We start from the raw sequence: 14,636 nt of genomic DNA on the forward strand, positions 1-14,636 counted from the left end.
CTCTCATGGTCCGTCGCTATACTGACCGGGAAATGGACGACCCTCCTTCTTGTAGCCCATTCCATCGACCGAGCCCGCTCGCGTGCGAGCGAGGTGGTCTCCGTGCTGTATGAGTGGGGGATGCTCGGGGTCGGCCTCCTGCTGACCGTCGGCACCGGCCTCTTCGTGGCCAGCGAGTTCGCGCTCGTCAACCTCGACCGGGCGGACCTCGAGGCGCGCCGGGAGCGGGGCGAGTCGCGCCTGTCCATGACGATCGCGGCGCTCAAGATCACCTCGACGCACCTCTCGAGCGCGCAGCTCGGCATCACTCTGACGACGCTGCTCACGGGTTACACGATGGAGCCCGCGATCAGCTCCCTCCTCAGTGTGCCGCTCACCGCTACGGGGGTCCCCGCCATGGCCGTCACGCCGATCGCGTCGGTGGTCGCGATCGCGGTGGCCACGCTCCTGTCGATGATCCTCGGAGAGCTCGTCCCCAAGAACTTCGCTCTCGCGCTTCCGGTGGCGACCGCGAAGCTCGTCATCCCGTTCCAGACGGTCTTCACGACGGTGTTCCGCCCGTTCGTGGCACTCCTCAACGGGACGGCGAACGGCTTCCTGCGCCTCCTCGGCATCGAGCCGAAGGAGGAGCTGTCCGGCGCCCGCACGGCCGATGAGCTCTCCTCGCTCGTGCGCCGCTCCGCGAGCGCGGGCGTGCTCGAGGCGGACACCGCCACGCTGCTCAGCCGCACCCTCGCGTTCTCGTCGCGGAACGCCTCGGACGTCATGACCCCGCGCCCGCGGATCGAGGAGGTGCAGCGCGGCGAGCCGGCGGACGCCGTCATCGAGCTCGCCCGCCGGACCGGCCTCTCACGGTTCCCGGTCGTCGGCGACGACATCGACGACGTGCTGGGCGTGGTGCACGTCAAGCAGGCCGTCGCGGTGCCGCGCCAGCGCCGGGCCAAGGTCCCGGCCTCCGCGCTCATGACGGAGCCGCTGCGCGTTCCCGAGACCATGGGCCTCGATACGCTGCTGGGCGAGTTGCGCGCCCGCGGGTACCAGCTCGCCATCGTCGTCGACGAGTACGGCGGCACCTCCGGGATAGCCACGCTTGAGGATCTCGTGGAGGAGATCGTCGGCGAGGTGGCGGACGAGCACGACCGAACGCGCGCCGGCGTCGTCCGCGGCCGGGACTCCATCACGTTCCCCGGCATCCTGCGCCCCGACGAGCTCGAGGAGCGCGCCGGGGTCAGCGTGCCGGAGGAGGGTCCGTATGAGACGGTCGCCGGCTTCGTCATGAACGAGCTCGGCCGGCTGCCGAAGGTGGGCGATGAGGTCCTGATCGAGGGCGGCACGCTGCGCGTCGAACGTCTCGAGGGACGCCGGGTCGACCGGATCCGCTACACGCCCGATCCGGTGGCCACGACGGACGAGGAGGCCGCCCGTGGGTGACTGGCTCGGGATCTTCTGGCTCGTCGTCCTCCTGGTCGTCAACGCCTTCTTCGTCGGCGCCGAGTTCGCCGTCATCTCGGCGCGCCGGTCGCAGATCGAGCCGCTCGCGGAGCGCGGCAAGCGGAGCGCCCGCACCGCGCTGTACGCGATGGAGCACGCCACCCTCATGCTGGCAACGACCCAGCTCGGCATCACGGTCTGCTCGCTGCTGATCCTGAACGTGTCGGAGCCGGCGATCCACCATCTGCTGGAGGGGCCCCTCCACCTCACCGGCTGGCCGGACGAGGCGACGGGCGCCATCGCGTTCATCGTCACCCTCGTGCTCGTGTCGTTCCTCCACGTCGTGTTCGGCGAGATGGTGCCGAAGAACATCTCGTTCTCGGTGCCCGACCGGGCGGCGCTGCTGCTCGCGCCGCCGCTCGTCGGGATCGGCCGGGCGGTGCGGCCGGTCATCGTGGCGCTGAACGCGACCTCCAACGGGGTCGTGCGACTGTTCGGGGTGCAGCCGAAGGCCGAGGCGGCGAGCACCTTCACCCTGGACGAGGTCGCCACGATCGTGAACCAGTCCACCCGGGAGGGAGTGCTCACCGACAGCACCGGGGCCCTCACCGCCGCGTTCGAGTTCACGGAGAAGAAGGTGAAGGACGTCGCCGCCGGACTCGACGCGCTCGTGACGCTCCCGACTTCGCCGACGCCGGCCGACGTCGAGAAGGCGGTGGCCAAGCACGGGTTCTCGCGCTACGTCGTCCCCGACGCCGACGGTGAGCCGACCGGGTACCTGCACCTCAAGGACGTGCTCGACCTGGAGGAGACCGGGTTCGAGCTGCCCGTCCCCGTCAAGCGGATCAGGAAGCTCGTGACCGTCTTCAGCGAGAGCGATCTGGAGGATGCGCTCGCCACCATGCGCCGGTCCGGCAGCCATCTGGCGCGGGTCGTCGACGCGGAGGGGGCGACCTCCGGGGTGCTCTTCCTCGAGGACATCATCGAGGAGCTCGTCGGCGAGGTGCAGGACGCCACCCGGCGCTCCTAGACCGGTGATTCCACCGGGTCCCGTCGGCGCCGTCGGCGCGTAGCATCCCGCCCGGATGATAGGAGGATCACCATGTTGGAGTCGTGTGTCACGTACTCCGTCCTTCCTGCCTCCGACCTGCAGCGGGCCACAGCGTGGTACCGCGACAAGCTGGAGCTCGAACCGGAGCGGACGACCGAGGGCGGTGTGCTGTACGGCACCGGGGCCGCCGGCAAGATCTACCTCTACGAGACGGCGAACGCCGGCACCGCGAAGAACACCTCGATGTGCTGGCTCGTCGACGACATCGAGGCCACGATGGCCCATCTGAGAGACCGGGGAGTCGAGTTCGCGGACTACGACTTCCCCGGCCTCAAGACGGAGAACGGGATCGCCACCGACGAGATGGGCAAGTCGGCGTGGTTCCAGGACAGCGAGGGCAACTACCTCTGCCTGACCCAGGAGGCGTGAACGACCGGCGTGAGCCGGCGGATCGGGGTCAGTCGCGCCAGCGAGCCCGCAGGTACTGCGGCGGCCAGTAGTCGAGCTGGACGCCGAGTTCGTGCGCCGCCCGCAGGGGGAAGTGCGGGTCGCGCAGGAGCTCGCGCGCGAGCATCACGGCGTCGGCCTGGCCGCTCTCGACGATCTCGGCCGCCTGCCGGGGCGTCGTGATGAGCCCGACCGCGCTCACATCGACCTCGGCGGAGCTCCGCACGTGGTGCGCGAACGGAACCTGGTATCCCGGCCCGACGGGGATGCGGATGCCCGCCTGGATCCCGCCGCTCGAGATATCGAAGAAGTCGGCTCCGGCCTCCTGGGCCCAGGCGGCGACCGTCGCGGTCTGCTGCTCGTCCCAGCCGCCCTCGGCCCAGTCGCTCCCGGAGAAGCGGACGAACAGGGGGACGTCGCCGCCCGCCGCCTCGCGGACGGCGGCGACGACGCGGAGGAGGAGGCGGGCGCGGTTCTCGAGCGATCCGCCGTACTCGTCGGTGCGGTGGTTCGCGAGCGGGGAGAGGAACTGGTGCAGCAGGTAGCCGTGCGCCGCGTGGATCTCGAGCACCCGGAACCCGGCATCGACCGAGCGGACGGTGGCCGCCCGGAAGTCGTCGACGACCTTGTCGATGCCGGCCGCGTCGAGCTCGTCGGGGACCGCGTACCCTTCGAAGGCGACGGCGGACGGGGCGACCGGGCGCCAGCCTCCCTCGCTCTCCGGGACGGTCCCGCTCCGGTCCTCGAAGCCCCAGGCCGGCCACGTGGAGGCCTTGCGCCCGGCGTGCGCGAGCTGGATGGCCGGCACAGCGCCCTGCGACGCGATGAAGTCGGCGATCGGCCGCCACGCGTCGCGCTGCTCGTCCGTCCAGATGCCGGTATCGCGCGGAGAGATGCGCCCCTCCGGGCTCACCGCGGTGGCCTCGGTGAAGACGATGCCGCTCCCGCCGGAGGCGAGGGCGCCCAGGTGGACGAGCTGCCAGGTCTGCGGGACACCGGACTCGTCGATCACCGAGTACATGCACATCGGCGAGGTCCAGATGCGGTTGCGCGCGGTCACTCCGCGCAGGGTCAGAGGGTCGAAGAGGGAGGGCATACCTCTATCCAACCGCGAGCGACTCCAGATATGCCCGCAGGTCGGCCGCCGCGGTGAAGACGTGGCCGGCGATGCCGAGCGCCTCGGCTCCGCGGACGTTCACCTCCTTGTTGTCGATGAACACCGTCTCGGCGGGCGTCACGCCGAGCGCGGCCATGACGTGCTCGAAGATCTCGGGGCTCGGCTTGATCGTGCCGAGCTCGCCGCTGACGAAGACCTTCTCGAACAGGTCGCCGAGTGTGCCGTGGCGGAAGTACGACCCGAAGTCGCGCCCGGCGTTGGAGAGGAGCGCCATCCGGGTGCCGCCCTCCTTGAGGTCGATCAGGACCTCGAGCGTCTCGTGGTCGATGCTGAGCCAGCTGCGGAAGTCGGCCAGCCAGAGCCGGTGGATGGTGGCGTCGCCCCAGGTCTCGCCCAGCTCCTTCTCGATGCCGCGCCAATAGGCCTGGATGCTGAGCGTGCCCTGGTCGAGCGCGTCGCGATGCCGCCAGTATGCGGGCCAGAACACCTCGGCGTCGCCTCCCGCGAGGGCCGTCAGCGCCGCGCGGTCCTCCTCGGTCGGGGTCACCGAGATCACCTCGCCGTAATCGAAGACGATCACTTTGCCGGGGATTCTGATACCCATGTTTCCAACCTATCGTGAGGCATGCGGCCCTTCGCGGCCGGACGAGGCACGCGACGAGGAGGGAGGCCCGCGGTGACGCAGTGGCGCAAGTGGGGCCGGGACGAGGCGCGGGAGTGGATCGCCGTCCCGCAGGAGTCGAGCGACAAATACACCCGGGGCGTGCTCGGCATCGTGACCGGCTCCGAGCTCTATCCGGGCGCGGCCGTGCTCGGCGTCGAGGCGGCCTCGCGAACCGGGGTCGGCATGATCCGCTATCTCGGCGCCCCGCGTCCGTCCGAACACGTGCTCCAGCGCAGGCCGGAGGTCGTGACCGCACCCGGCAGGGTCCAGGCGTGGCTCATCGGCTCGGGGATGGACGCCTCCTCGCGGCCTCAGGACGACGCCCACCGGTTGCGCACGGCCGTCCGCGACGGGACGCCCGTCGTGGTCGACGCCGGAGCGCTCGACCTGGCGACGCGCGCCTCCGGACCCGTCGTGATCACGCCGCACTACCGCGAGCTCGCCGCTGTGCTGGCGGCGGCGGCCGACGACGACTCGGATGCGGTGACCGCCGACGACATCGCGGCCGACCCGGGTGCATGGGCGGCGCGGGCCGCGGAGTCGCTCGGCGTCACGGTCCTGCTCAAAGGGCACACGACGTACGTCGCGGCGCCCGACGGACCGCGTCTGTCGGTGACCGCGGGGCCGTCCTGGCTCGCGACGGCGGGGAGCGGAGACGTCCTGGGCGGGGTGCTCGGAGCGCTCGTCGCGACGCACGCCCGCGAGGTGGACGAGGACGGCCACGACGCCCTCGCGGCGCTCGCCGCGACGGCCGCGTGGGTGCACGGCCGCGCGGGGGAACGCGCCTCCCGGGGCGGCCCCATCGTCGCACTCGACATCGCCGGGTGCCTCCCCGACGTGGTGCGCGACCTCGTTCAGGGTGGTGACGACCCCATCCCCTAGGATGTGGCCTCATGGGGATCGACTCGGCGCCGGCACCCGCACCGGCGACCCCGCTCCTCGAGCCCGGCGTCGTCCGTCGCGTCCTCCGCAGTCCCTTCTCGCTGTGGATCGCCTTCCTGCTCGTGCACCTGATCGTCGGCGGCCTCGCCCTCGAGGGCGGCAAGGGCCTCGGCGACGTCTTCCTCGTGTACAAGCCGTGGGCGCAGCTCGCCGCGCAGGGAACGCAGATCGTCGGCGTCACGTCGGACTGGGTCTACCCGTTCGGCGCGCTCGTCCCCGTGATGCTGCCCCTCCTGTTCGGCCCGGAGGCCTACGTCGGCGGCTGGCTCACCATGGTGCTCCTCCTCGATGCGGCGGCGTTCGCCGTGCTGATCGTGGGCCGCGAGCCGCGCCGGATCGTCGCCGCCTGGTGGTGGCTGGGCTTCCTGCTCCTGCTCGGCCCGATCGCGGTCGGACGCCTCGACTCGATCTCGATGGCCCTCGCGGTCGTCGGCCTGCTGTGGCTGACGCTCCACGAACGAGCCGCGGTCGTGGTGCTGACCGCGGCTACGTGGATCAAGGTCTGGCCGGCCGCCATCCTCATCGCCGCCGTGGTCGCGCTCCGCAGCCGCTGGCACATCGTGCTGGTCGCCGCCGTCACGTCCGCGATCATCGCCGCGGTGCCCCTGATCTTCGGAGCCGGCACGCACCTCCTCAGCTTCATCGGGATGCAGACCGACCGCGGCCTCCAGATCGAGGCGCCGGTGAGCACCTTCTGGATGTGGCAGGCCGCGTTCCACGTGCCGGGCTCGGTGGTGTACTACGACCGGCACCTGCTCACGTTCCAGGTGAGCGGGCACGGGACGACCGTCGCCGGTTCTCTCATGAACCCGCTGCTCGCCCTGACCGCCGTCGTCGTGATGCTCATCGGCATCCGCTCCCTCCGGCGCGGGACCCCGTACACGCGGATCCTGCCCGAACTCTCCCTGGCCCTCGTCACGGCCGTCATCGCGTTCAACAAGGTCGGCTCGCCCCAGTACGTCGTGTGGTTCGCCGCGCCCGTCGTCATCGGACTCGTCTACCAGGGCCGCGGATTCCTCACGCCGGCCATCCTCGTCGGGGTGACCGCCGCCCTCACACAGGCCTTCTACCCGTTCCTCTACGACTTCCTGCTCGTGCCCGACCCGGGCATGGTGGCGGTGCTCACCGTGCGGAACCTCATGTACTTCGTGATCCTCGGGTGGGCGATCGCCGCGCTCTGGCGGAAGCGGCACCGCGACGAGGCCGCCGGCGACCTCCTCCCGGCGCACGCGTGGCCGTTCCGGGCCGCGCCCGGAGCGCATCCCGAGCCGGTCGGGCGCGCGTAGCAGAGCCCCGCGCTCGTCGAGGTGCTCGTAGATGTCGTGACACGCCGTGGCGGGGCCGCAACTGCGAGCACCTCGATGGCGGGGCGGCGCGGCGCGGGGCGGCGCGGCGACGCGGTGGGGACGCGGCCGGGAGGCGCGCCTAGACTGGGAGGCACGGAGTCAGGAGGCGACATGCTGGTGGCATTCTCGGTCGCGCCGAGCGGCGGTGAAGGGGCGGACGCGTCGGTGCACGACGCTGTGGCCGCCGCGGTGAAGATCGTCCGCGAGAGCGGACTGCCGAACCGGACCAACTCGATGTTCACAGAGATCGAGGGGGAGTGGGACGAGGTCTTCGACGTCATCCGCCGAGCCACGGAGGCGGTGGGGCGGTACGGCACGCGGGTCTCCCTGGTGCTGAAGGCCGACATCCGCCCCGGGTACACCGGCGAACTCACCGGCAAGGTGGAGCGGCTCGAGGAGGCTCTGCGCTCGCAGGAGTGAGCGCGGCAGCGGCGAGGCACTCCGCGACGGGTCGCCGGCGCCTTCACGTCGTCGACTCGAAACGATTCGATATATGCTGATCCGGTGAATCCCGTTACCCACGGGCCGACGTCGTTGTCGTCGGCCCGTACTCGTCTTGCGCTCTTCGCGCTCGCCCTGGGCGGCTTCGGCATCGGCTCGACCGAGTTCGTCGCCATGGGCCTGCTGCCCAACATCGCGCACGACCTGCTGCCGCAGCTCTACGCCGCGTCACAGACCGACGCGAACGCGCAGGCCGGCTGGATCATCTCCGCGTACGCCCTCGGCGTGGTGGTCGGCGCTCCGACGATCGCGGCGTTCGCTGCGCGCCTCCCGCGCAAGAAGCTGCTCCTCTGGCTGCTCGTGGCCTTCACACTCGGAACGGTGGCGTCCGCCCTCGCTCCCACGTTCCAGCTCGTCCTCCTCGCCCGCTTCGTCAGCGCGCTCCCTCACGGCGCCTACTTCGGCATCGCCTCCCTCGTCGCCGCATCGCTGATGGGGCCGGGCAAGCGCGGGCAGGGCGTCGCGTTCGTGCTGTCGGGACTCACGATCGCGAACGTGATCGGCGTCCCGTTCATCACGTGGGTCGGCCAGAACAACGGCTGGCGGATCGCGTATCTCGTCGTGGCGGCGATCTTCGCGCTGACCTTCGTCGCCGTCGCGCTGCTCGTCCCCTGGCAGGAGGGGAACCCCGCGGCGACGCTCCGGAACGAGCTGCGCGCATTCGGACGCCTCCAGGTGTGGCTGGCGCTCCTCATCGGCGCGATCGGGTTCGGCGGCTTCTTCGCCGTCTACACCTACATCGCGCCGGTGGTGACGACCGTCACGGGGCTCCCGGAGTCGTCCGTGCCGCTCGTGCTCATCCTGATCGGCGTGGGCATGACCGTGGGCAACATCGTCGGCGGGCGCATGGCCGATCGCAGCGTGAAGCGCAGCATGCTGACCGGGTTCGTCGTGCTCCTGGTGTCGCTGATCGTGCTGTTCTTCACCGCCTCCACGGTGGTGGGCCTGCTCGCCTGCGTGTTCGTCGTCGCAGCAGCGTGCTCCGCCCTGTCACCCACGATCCAGACGCGCCTGATGGACGTGGCCCACGACAGCCAGTCGATCGCCGCCGCGCTGAACCACTCGGCGCTCAACATCGCGAACGCGGCGGGCGCCTTCCTCGGCGGTCTCGCGATCGCGGCGGGATACGGGTACCTGTCGCCGATCGCGGTCGGTGCCGTGCTCGCGGTCGGCGGGATCGCGCTCGCGCTCCTCTCGTTCGGCATAGACCGGTCGCGTGTGCGCCGCGGCGTCGACACGGGGGTCGTCCGGGCGCAGCGGCCGGAGCCCGTCCCGATCGACTGATCGCGGGAGGCGGCGCGTGCCGCCCCCGTCAGTCGTTCTGCAGCAGGATGCCGTCCTGGATGGCGCGCTTGCGCAGCGCCACCTTGGTGCCGACGTCGTAACCCGCGACGCGGTACTTCTCGCGGATGCGCTTGAGGTAGCTCTTCGCGGTCTCGTCCGAGATGCCGAGCTGGAAGGCCACGGCCTTGACCGGCTCGCCCGCGCCGTAGAGCGCCATGACCCGGCGCTCCTGGGCGCTCAGCTTGGGGGCCCCGCCGACCTCGCCGGCGTTGAGCGCCAGGTCGAGTTCGGCCGAGATGAACGACTCGCCCTTGTTCGCGGCGCGGATCGCCTCCACGATCATCTCGGCGTCCTCGCTCTTCACGAGGTAGCCGAGGGCGCCGGCGGCGAGGGCCTCGCGCACCACCGCGGGGTCGGAGTAGGTGCTCATGAGCACCGTGGCGACGCCGGTGGTCTTCAGGGTGGACAGCTTGAGCGAGATCGGGATGTTGTCCTTCAGGTCGAGGTCGAGGAGGACGACGTCGACCGGGAACTCGGGGTGGGTGAGCAGTTCGGGCCAGCTGGCGACGGCGGCGACCATGTCGATCCCGTCCGCCGCCTTGCGGATCCATTCGGTGAGTGCACCGAGGAGCATCTTGTGATCGTCGACGATCGCGATCCGGATGGGAGTGTCCTCGCTCACGTGCTGCCTTCCTTCGAGTTCGGTGGCCGAGCCGTCAGGTGGGCTCGACCGATGTGTCGCTCACGGTGGTGACCTCGATGCGGAGCGTGGAGCCCGAGTATGACTCCGCGTAGCGGCCCACCTTACGGATAGCTTGCCACGCGGCGGGGTCTACCCCGTTTCGCGGCACACCGGTGGTCGTGATCACGATAGCCATCGTCGAGCTGCTCGGCGTCAGGGCCGTTGGTCCTCCCTCGCGCCGTTCGATGTCGAGCATCAGGGACCGCGCCTGGCCGGTGCCCGAACGGACCGGGTCGCTGATGAGCAGCCACACGGCGGTGAGCAGCCCGTCTCGCTGGTCGCGGTCGAGGCCCGCCGCGAGACCCTCCGGGTCGCTCAGCGTGACCGACGGCCCGAGGACGGCCGACTCGGTGACCGCGTGATACAGCCACGTCTCGGTGCGGCCCTGGATGAGGTGGAGGCGCAGCTCGGTGGCGATCGCGGCCGCGGCGTCGGCGGTGGCCTGGTCGAGAGGGAGGGGCGTCCGGCCGGTCGCCACGCCGTCGAGGAGGCGCTCGGCCGCGAGGTCGAGGCGGGCCAGCTCCTCCGAGGCCATCATCCCCGCGGCGTAGCCCGGGGCCGAGACGGTGCTCTGCACCTGCACGAGGTCGAGTTCCAGCTGGACCAGCGTGCGGAGCGAGCGCACGATCTGCACGCCGATGAGGGGAGGCGCGACGGCGATCGCGATGATGGCGAAGCTCGGCCCGAGCATCTGTGGGGCCGGGATCGCGCGGATGCCGAAGACGACCGCCAGCACCGCTCCGAGCACGGCGGCGGCAGCGACGATGTCGCGAGGGGGCCGGACGGGAGCGCACAGCAGCAGCGCCGGCCCGACGGCGGCCGCGGCGGTCAGCGGCGTCCACACGTCGGCGCTGCGGGTTCCGGCGACATCGAGGACGACCGCGAGCGCCCAGACGCCGAGCGCGCCGGCGAACAGCCAGGTGGGCAAGAGGTCGGGGAGGCGGAACCGGAGCACCAGCGCCACCGCGAGCGTTCCGATGACCAGGGCCCACGCTCCGAGGGTGAGCCCGATGAAGGGCATGTACCGCAGGTTCAGGAGCTGCAGCGCGAACAGGAAGGCGATGAGCGCGAGCGCGGCCACGTTGAAGCCGAGTTCGAGGCGCGCCCGTCCGAGGGCCTCGCGCTCGTCCGTCGCGGCGACGCGCTGCAGCGGCCGGGCCAGCGTCTGCTCGTCGGGGTGCGTCACTTCGGAACCTCCAGGACCACTGTCGTCCCGCTTCCCGGTGAGGAGAAGAGCCGGGCGTTCCCGCCGACGTCGCGGAGGCGCGCGACGATCGACTCCGTGTAGCCGAGCCTGCCCTCCGTGATCGCGGACACGTCGAACCCCTTGCCGGCGTCGGTCACCATCGCCCGCACGGTCGTCTCGTCGTCGGTGATCGTCACGTGGGCCTCCTTCACGCCCGAGTGGCGGCGCACGTTCTCGAGGCACTCGCCGAGGGCGAGGAGGAAGGCGTCGAGCACGTCGCTCTGGAGGAACACCTGACCGGCGCCGTGCCAATTGACCTCGAGGCCGATCCGCTTGAACCGCTGCTTGACGGACTCGAGCGTGTTGCCGAGCGCGGACTCCTCCACGGGTTTCAGCCGGTAGTCGCCCGAGCGGGCCGGGTCGGGGGTGAAGCCGAGGCGGAGCTGCCGCAGCAGGGCGGCGTCCTCCGCGGCCTGCTCGCGCATGGCGCCCGCGCTCACGCCGACACCGGCGTGGGCCAGCAGGGTGAGGGTCGCCAGGACCGTGTCGTGCAGGAGGCGCGCACCGCGGCGACGGCGCGCCTCCGTCTCGCTCGCCTGGCGCTCGACCCGGTACGCCCGGCTCATGGTCGAGATGCGCTTGAGGGTGCGCGGGACGGTCCGCGACAGCCAGATGCCCGTCGCGGTGAGGGCGACCCAGCCGGCGAGGGTGAAGAGCACGGGCTCCACCACGCGCGAGCCGGTGAGGAAGAGCGTCGCCGAGAGGACGATCAGGGTGCCGAGTCCCGAGACGGCGAGGAGGAGGACGCGGGCCCGCGAGGTCGTCCCGAGCACGGAGACGCAGGCGATCCCGGCGGCGCCGACGATGCCGACGGCGCTGATCGCCGACGGGCCGAGCGGGCGGAGGGGGAGCACGTTCAGCAGGATCAGGCCGAGACCCGCGACGACGATGACCCACATCCAGACCGTCAGCCGGAGCAGGGTGACGAGCTGCCACTGGGCGTACCCCAGGCAGACGACCAGGACGAGGGAGGCCAGGTACAGGGGGAGCGGGATGGTGCCCGGCACGCTCAGGCACAGCGCCGCGGTCGCAGTCGCGGTGAGGCCGACCGTGCGGGCGGTGGTGGCGAGAAGACGATCACGCTCCTTCTGGATGCGCGACATGCCCCTCCTCCACTCAGTCCGCGAGACTCAGTCCGCGAGCAACCGTCTCAGCTGTCCGCCGACGGCCCCGTCCTCGATCAGGAACCCGTCGTGACCGAAGTCGGACCGGATCACGAAGGGAACTCTACCGTCCAACGTGTCCGGGAGGTGGGAGGCGATGAGCTCCTGGCCCTCCAGCGGGAAGAGCCGGTCGCTGTCGATCCCCACGACGAGCGTGCGGGCGGTGACGCGAGACAGGGCCGCGGCGACGCCTCCCCGCCCCCTCCCGACGTCGTGCGAGTTCATCGCCTGCACGAGCGTCAGATAGCTGTTGGCGTCGAAGCGGCGCGTGAACTTGTTGCCGTGGAAGTCGAGGTAGGACTCGACGGCGAACCGGCCGCCGCCCCCGAGTGGGCTGATCCCGCTCTGCCAGGCGCGCTCGAACCGCTCGTTCAGCTCGGAGGGGCTCCGGTAGTTCAGCAGGGCCATGCGCCGGGCGAGGGCGAGGCCGCGGTGGGGACCCTCGCCGTCTTTGGCGTCGTAGTAGTAGCCGTCGGCGAACAGCGGGTCGGTGCGCACCGCCTCCAGCTGGACCGAGTTGAGCGCGATCTGGTCGGCGGTCGAGAAGGGAGGCGCGGCCAGCAGGGCGAGGCGCTCCACCCGCTCCGGGAAGCCGACCGCCCACTCGAGCGCCTGCATGCCCCCCATCGACCCGCCGACGACGGCCGCCCAGTGTTCGATGCCGATGACGTCCGAGAAGGCCGCCTGGGCGTTCACCTGGTCGCGGATGGTGGTGAACGGGAACCGCGGACCCCACTCGCTGCCGTCGGGCGCGATCGATGCCGGGCCCGTGGTGCCCTGACAGCCGCCGAGCATGTTCGGCGCGACGACGAAGAAGCGGTCGGTGTCGATCGCGAGGCCGGGCCCGATGATGCCCTGCCACCAGCCGGCCGTCGGGTGACCGGGGCCCGCGGCGCCGGCCGCATGGCTGTCGCCGGTGAGCGCGTGGAGGACGAGCACGGCGTTGTCGCGGGCGTCGTTGAGCCGCCCCCAGGTCTCATACGCGATCCGGACGTAGGGGAGGGTCTCACCGCTCTCGAAGGAGAACGCGCCGATGCCGGCGAACTGCCGGCCCCCGACCGGATCGGACTCCTTCCAGGCGCCGCTCGCGGGCGGCTTGCCGAGGAGCGAGCGCGCCTGGGCGTCGGTGATGAAACTCGACGGCGCCGTGTCGGCGGATGTCTGCCACTCCATGCCTGCCATTCTGTCGTGCGCGGAGCGGCGTCCGAGCCACTGTTACGGTTCGCGCTCGTCGCCGGGCGGATCCTCGCCCTCCTCGTCGTTCCTCCTCGCGATGCGCAGCGTCTGGGTGCGCTCCGCGAGGTAGGAGACGATGGTGGCGCTCGAGGTGCCGACCACGGCGATCCCCCCGATCATCAGCACCACCGCCAGGAGCCGCCCGGTCACCGTCACCGGGTAGTAGTCGCCGTAGCCGACCGTCGCCATCGTGACCGCCGCCCACCAGAGGGCGTCTCCGAAGCTCTTGATGTTGGCGCCCGGCGCGTCGCGCTCCGCCTGCAGCTCGGCCAGCGAGATCACGTAGATGAACATCAGGACGGCCAGGGCCGCGATGATGATCACCCGCCTGCGCAGGTGGGACGGCGTGTTCCCGCGCAGCCCGCGGAGGTGGCGGAGGCCGGTGATCAGGCGGAAGGGCCGGGCCGCGGGGAGGAGCACCGAGAGGAGGTCGATCGGGTTCTTCCGGACGAACAGCCACTTGTCGCTCGCCAGCGTGATCCGGACCACGTAGTCGACGGCGAAGAAGCTCCAGATCGCGACGATCACGACCAGGAGGGCCGCCGCCAGCGTGGGCGGCTTGCTCTGGTCGAGGACCTGCCAGGTATAGACGACGAGGAACAGCGCGCTGGCGGCGATGCCGGGCCACGCCGTGGCCCTCTCCCAGCGCAGCCTCTTCTCGTCGTCGGCCATCGTCAGTCCCGGACCCGGAGCTCGCCCTTGTGCAGCCGGTACGGCGCCGCCTGAGCGACCGGCTTGACGACGATCAGGTCGAGGTCGACGTGGGGAGGGAGGGTCAGCGCGTGGACGATCGTCTCGGCGACGTCCTCCGCGGTGAGCGGCTCCGGGACGTCCTCGTAGACGGCGTCGCGCCGCGCCTTGTCGCCGCCGAAGCGAACCAGGGAGAACTCCTCGGTCGCCACCATCCCGGGCGCCACCTCCACGACGCGGATCGGCTCGCCGTTCAGCTCGAGACGCAGCACCTCGGTGAGCGCGTGCTCGGCGAACTTCGCGGCGTTGTACCCGCCGCCGCCGGCGTAGGCGGTGTGGCCGGCGATCGAGGTGACGGTGGCGATATCGGCGTGGCCGGACTCGCGCGCACCCTCGCGGAGCAGGGGGAGCAGCGCGGAGATGACCCGCTTGGTGCCGATCACGTTGATGTCGTACATCCACAGCCAGTCGTCGACGCTGGACCCCTCCACCGAGTCCAGGCCGAGCGCACCTCCCGCGTTGTTCACGAGCGCGTGGACCGGGCCGAGTCCGCGGAGGTGGTCGCGCAGCGCGTCCACGTCGTCCTGCTTCGTCAGGTCTGCCGCGAAGACGTCCGCGCCGGTCTCGTCGGCGAGCTCGCGGAGCCGGTCCTCGCGGCGGGCGACCCCCACCGCGTCCCAGCCGCGCTCCCGGAACAGGCGCACCGTCGCCGCGCCGATCCCCGAACTCGCCCCTGTCACGACCACACGTCTGCTCATGCTGCCTATTCTCACGGG

The 14,636-nt window shown here is 71.1% G+C and carries 15 protein-coding genes; 7 read left to right on the forward strand and 8 right to left on the reverse strand.

The features are described from left to right. Positions 1–120: 120 nt before the first annotated feature. The 3 genes from FPT20_RS04105 (at position 121) to FPT20_RS04115 (ending at position 2,911) form a co-directional block, all read left to right on the forward strand. The gene (locus FPT20_RS04105) at positions 121–1,431 is read left to right on the forward strand and encodes a hemolysin family protein (RefSeq protein ID WP_199245958.1); all 1,311 of its coding nucleotides are present in this window, start codon (positions 121–123) and stop codon (positions 1,429–1,431) included. Beyond that, complete coding sequence (locus FPT20_RS04110; protein ID WP_158862861.1) at positions 1,424–2,461, forward strand: hemolysin family protein; 1,038 nt, start codon at positions 1,424–1,426, stop codon at positions 2,459–2,461. The genes FPT20_RS04105 and FPT20_RS04110 overlap by 8 nt, the downstream gene beginning before the upstream one ends. A gap of 72 nt (positions 2,462–2,533) precedes the next feature. After that, entirely contained in the window at positions 2,534–2,911 is a 378-nt protein-coding gene (locus tag FPT20_RS04115) for a VOC family protein (protein ID WP_158862863.1), read from the forward strand. A 28-nt stretch (positions 2,912–2,939) separates the two neighbouring features. Here the strand turns inward: FPT20_RS04115 and FPT20_RS04120 are convergent, their stop codons facing one another. Beyond that, a complete protein-coding gene (locus tag FPT20_RS04120; protein WP_158862866.1) occupies positions 2,940–4,025 on the reverse strand; it encodes an NADH:flavin oxidoreductase/NADH oxidase in 1,086 nt (361 codons plus the stop codon). Positions 4,026–4,029: 4 nt separating this feature from the next. Beyond that, positions 4,030–4,650 (reverse strand): HAD family hydrolase, encoded by a 621-nt coding sequence (locus FPT20_RS04125; RefSeq protein ID WP_158862868.1) that lies wholly within the window; start codon positions 4,648–4,650, stop codon positions 4,030–4,032. A gap of 72 nt (positions 4,651–4,722) precedes the next feature. On the opposite strand from FPT20_RS04125, the gene FPT20_RS04130 reads away from it, so the two are divergent. The 4 genes from FPT20_RS04130 to FPT20_RS04145 all read left to right on the forward strand — a co-directional run bounded on the left by FPT20_RS04130 (position 4,723) and on the right by FPT20_RS04145 (position 8,783). Continuing rightward, complete coding sequence (locus FPT20_RS04130) at positions 4,723–5,592, forward strand: ADP-dependent NAD(P)H-hydrate dehydratase (RefSeq protein WP_233265377.1); 870 nt, start codon at positions 4,723–4,725, stop codon at positions 5,590–5,592. Positions 5,593–5,603: 11 nt separating this feature from the next. Next, a complete protein-coding gene (locus FPT20_RS04135) occupies positions 5,604–6,938 on the forward strand; it encodes a glycosyltransferase 87 family protein (protein WP_158862872.1) in 1,335 nt (444 codons plus the stop codon). Between the two features lie 171 nt (positions 6,939–7,109). Beyond that, positions 7,110–7,418 (forward strand): thiamine-binding protein, encoded by a 309-nt coding sequence (locus tag FPT20_RS04140; RefSeq protein WP_158862874.1) that lies wholly within the window; start codon positions 7,110–7,112, stop codon positions 7,416–7,418. Between the two features lie 84 nt (positions 7,419–7,502). Further along, positions 7,503–8,783: an MFS transporter gene (locus FPT20_RS04145; protein WP_158862876.1), complete on the forward strand. Its 1,281-nt coding sequence runs from the start codon at positions 7,503–7,505 to the stop codon at positions 8,781–8,783. 28 nt (positions 8,784–8,811) lie between these two features. Here the strand turns inward: FPT20_RS04145 and FPT20_RS04150 are convergent, their stop codons facing one another. Genes FPT20_RS04150 through FPT20_RS04175 form a run of 6 tightly spaced genes read right to left on the reverse strand, consistent with a single transcriptional unit; the run spans position 8,812 to position 14,618 of the window. Then, positions 8,812–9,465 carry a response regulator gene (locus tag FPT20_RS04150; protein WP_158862878.1) on the reverse strand — a complete coding sequence of 218 codons (654 nt, stop codon included), beginning with the start codon at positions 9,463–9,465 and terminating at the stop codon, positions 8,812–8,814. Positions 9,466–9,499: 34 nt separating this feature from the next. Next, positions 9,500–10,711 (reverse strand): hypothetical protein, encoded by a 1,212-nt coding sequence (locus FPT20_RS04155; RefSeq protein ID WP_158862880.1) that lies wholly within the window; start codon positions 10,709–10,711, stop codon positions 9,500–9,502. Continuing rightward, positions 10,708–11,874, reverse strand: coding sequence for a sensor histidine kinase (locus FPT20_RS04160; RefSeq protein WP_158862882.1), 1,167 nt, complete (start codon positions 11,872–11,874; stop codon positions 10,708–10,710). Before FPT20_RS04160 ends, FPT20_RS04155 begins: the two co-directional genes overlap by 4 nt. A 27-nt stretch (positions 11,875–11,901) precedes the next feature. Continuing rightward, positions 11,902–13,107: a homoserine O-acetyltransferase MetX gene (gene metX, locus FPT20_RS04165; RefSeq protein WP_158862884.1), complete on the reverse strand. Its 1,206-nt coding sequence runs from the start codon at positions 13,105–13,107 to the stop codon at positions 11,902–11,904. A gap of 42 nt (positions 13,108–13,149) precedes the next feature. Beyond that, positions 13,150–13,842 carry a potassium channel family protein gene (locus FPT20_RS04170; protein WP_233265378.1) on the reverse strand — a complete coding sequence of 231 codons (693 nt, stop codon included), beginning with the start codon at positions 13,840–13,842 and terminating at the stop codon, positions 13,150–13,152. 2 nt (positions 13,843–13,844) lie between these two features. Continuing rightward, positions 13,845–14,618 (reverse strand): SDR family oxidoreductase, encoded by a 774-nt coding sequence (locus tag FPT20_RS04175; protein ID WP_199245664.1) that lies wholly within the window; start codon positions 14,616–14,618, stop codon positions 13,845–13,847. Between the last annotated feature and the right edge of the window lie 18 nt (positions 14,619–14,636).

This window comes from Leifsonia sp. AG29 (genome assembly GCF_009765225.1).
GTDB lineage: Bacteria > Actinomycetota > Actinomycetes > Actinomycetales > Microbacteriaceae > Leifsonia.

Excerpts from the sequence above, each read along its gene's own strand:
- FPT20_RS04105 (WP_199245958.1), top strand. The coding sequence starts at position 121 with ATGCTCGGGGTCGGCCTCCTGCTGACCGTCGGCACCGGCCTCTTCGTG.
- FPT20_RS04115 (WP_158862863.1), top strand. The coding sequence starts at position 2,534 with ATGTTGGAGTCGTGTGTCACGTACTCCGTCCTTCCTGCCTCCGACCTG.
- FPT20_RS04120 (WP_158862866.1), bottom strand. The coding sequence starts at position 4,025 with ATGCCCTCCCTCTTCGACCCTCTGACCCTGCGCGGAGTGACCGCGCGC.
- FPT20_RS04125 (WP_158862868.1), bottom strand. The coding sequence starts at position 4,650 with ATGGGTATCAGAATCCCCGGCAAAGTGATCGTCTTCGATTACGGCGAG.
- FPT20_RS04135 (WP_158862872.1), top strand. The coding sequence starts at position 5,604 with ATGGGGATCGACTCGGCGCCGGCACCCGCACCGGCGACCCCGCTCCTC.
- FPT20_RS04140 (WP_158862874.1), top strand. The coding sequence starts at position 7,110 with ATGCTGGTGGCATTCTCGGTCGCGCCGAGCGGCGGTGAAGGGGCGGAC.
- FPT20_RS04160 (WP_158862882.1), bottom strand. The coding sequence starts at position 11,874 with ATGTCGCGCATCCAGAAGGAGCGTGATCGTCTTCTCGCCACCACCGCC.
- metX (WP_158862884.1), bottom strand. The coding sequence starts at position 13,107 with ATGGAGTGGCAGACATCCGCCGACACGGCGCCGTCGAGTTTCATCACC.
- FPT20_RS04170 (WP_233265378.1), bottom strand. The coding sequence starts at position 13,842 with ATGGCCGACGACGAGAAGAGGCTGCGCTGGGAGAGGGCCACGGCGTGG.
- FPT20_RS04175 (WP_199245664.1), bottom strand. The coding sequence starts at position 14,618 with ATGAGCAGACGTGTGGTCGTGACAGGGGCGAGTTCGGGGATCGGCGCG.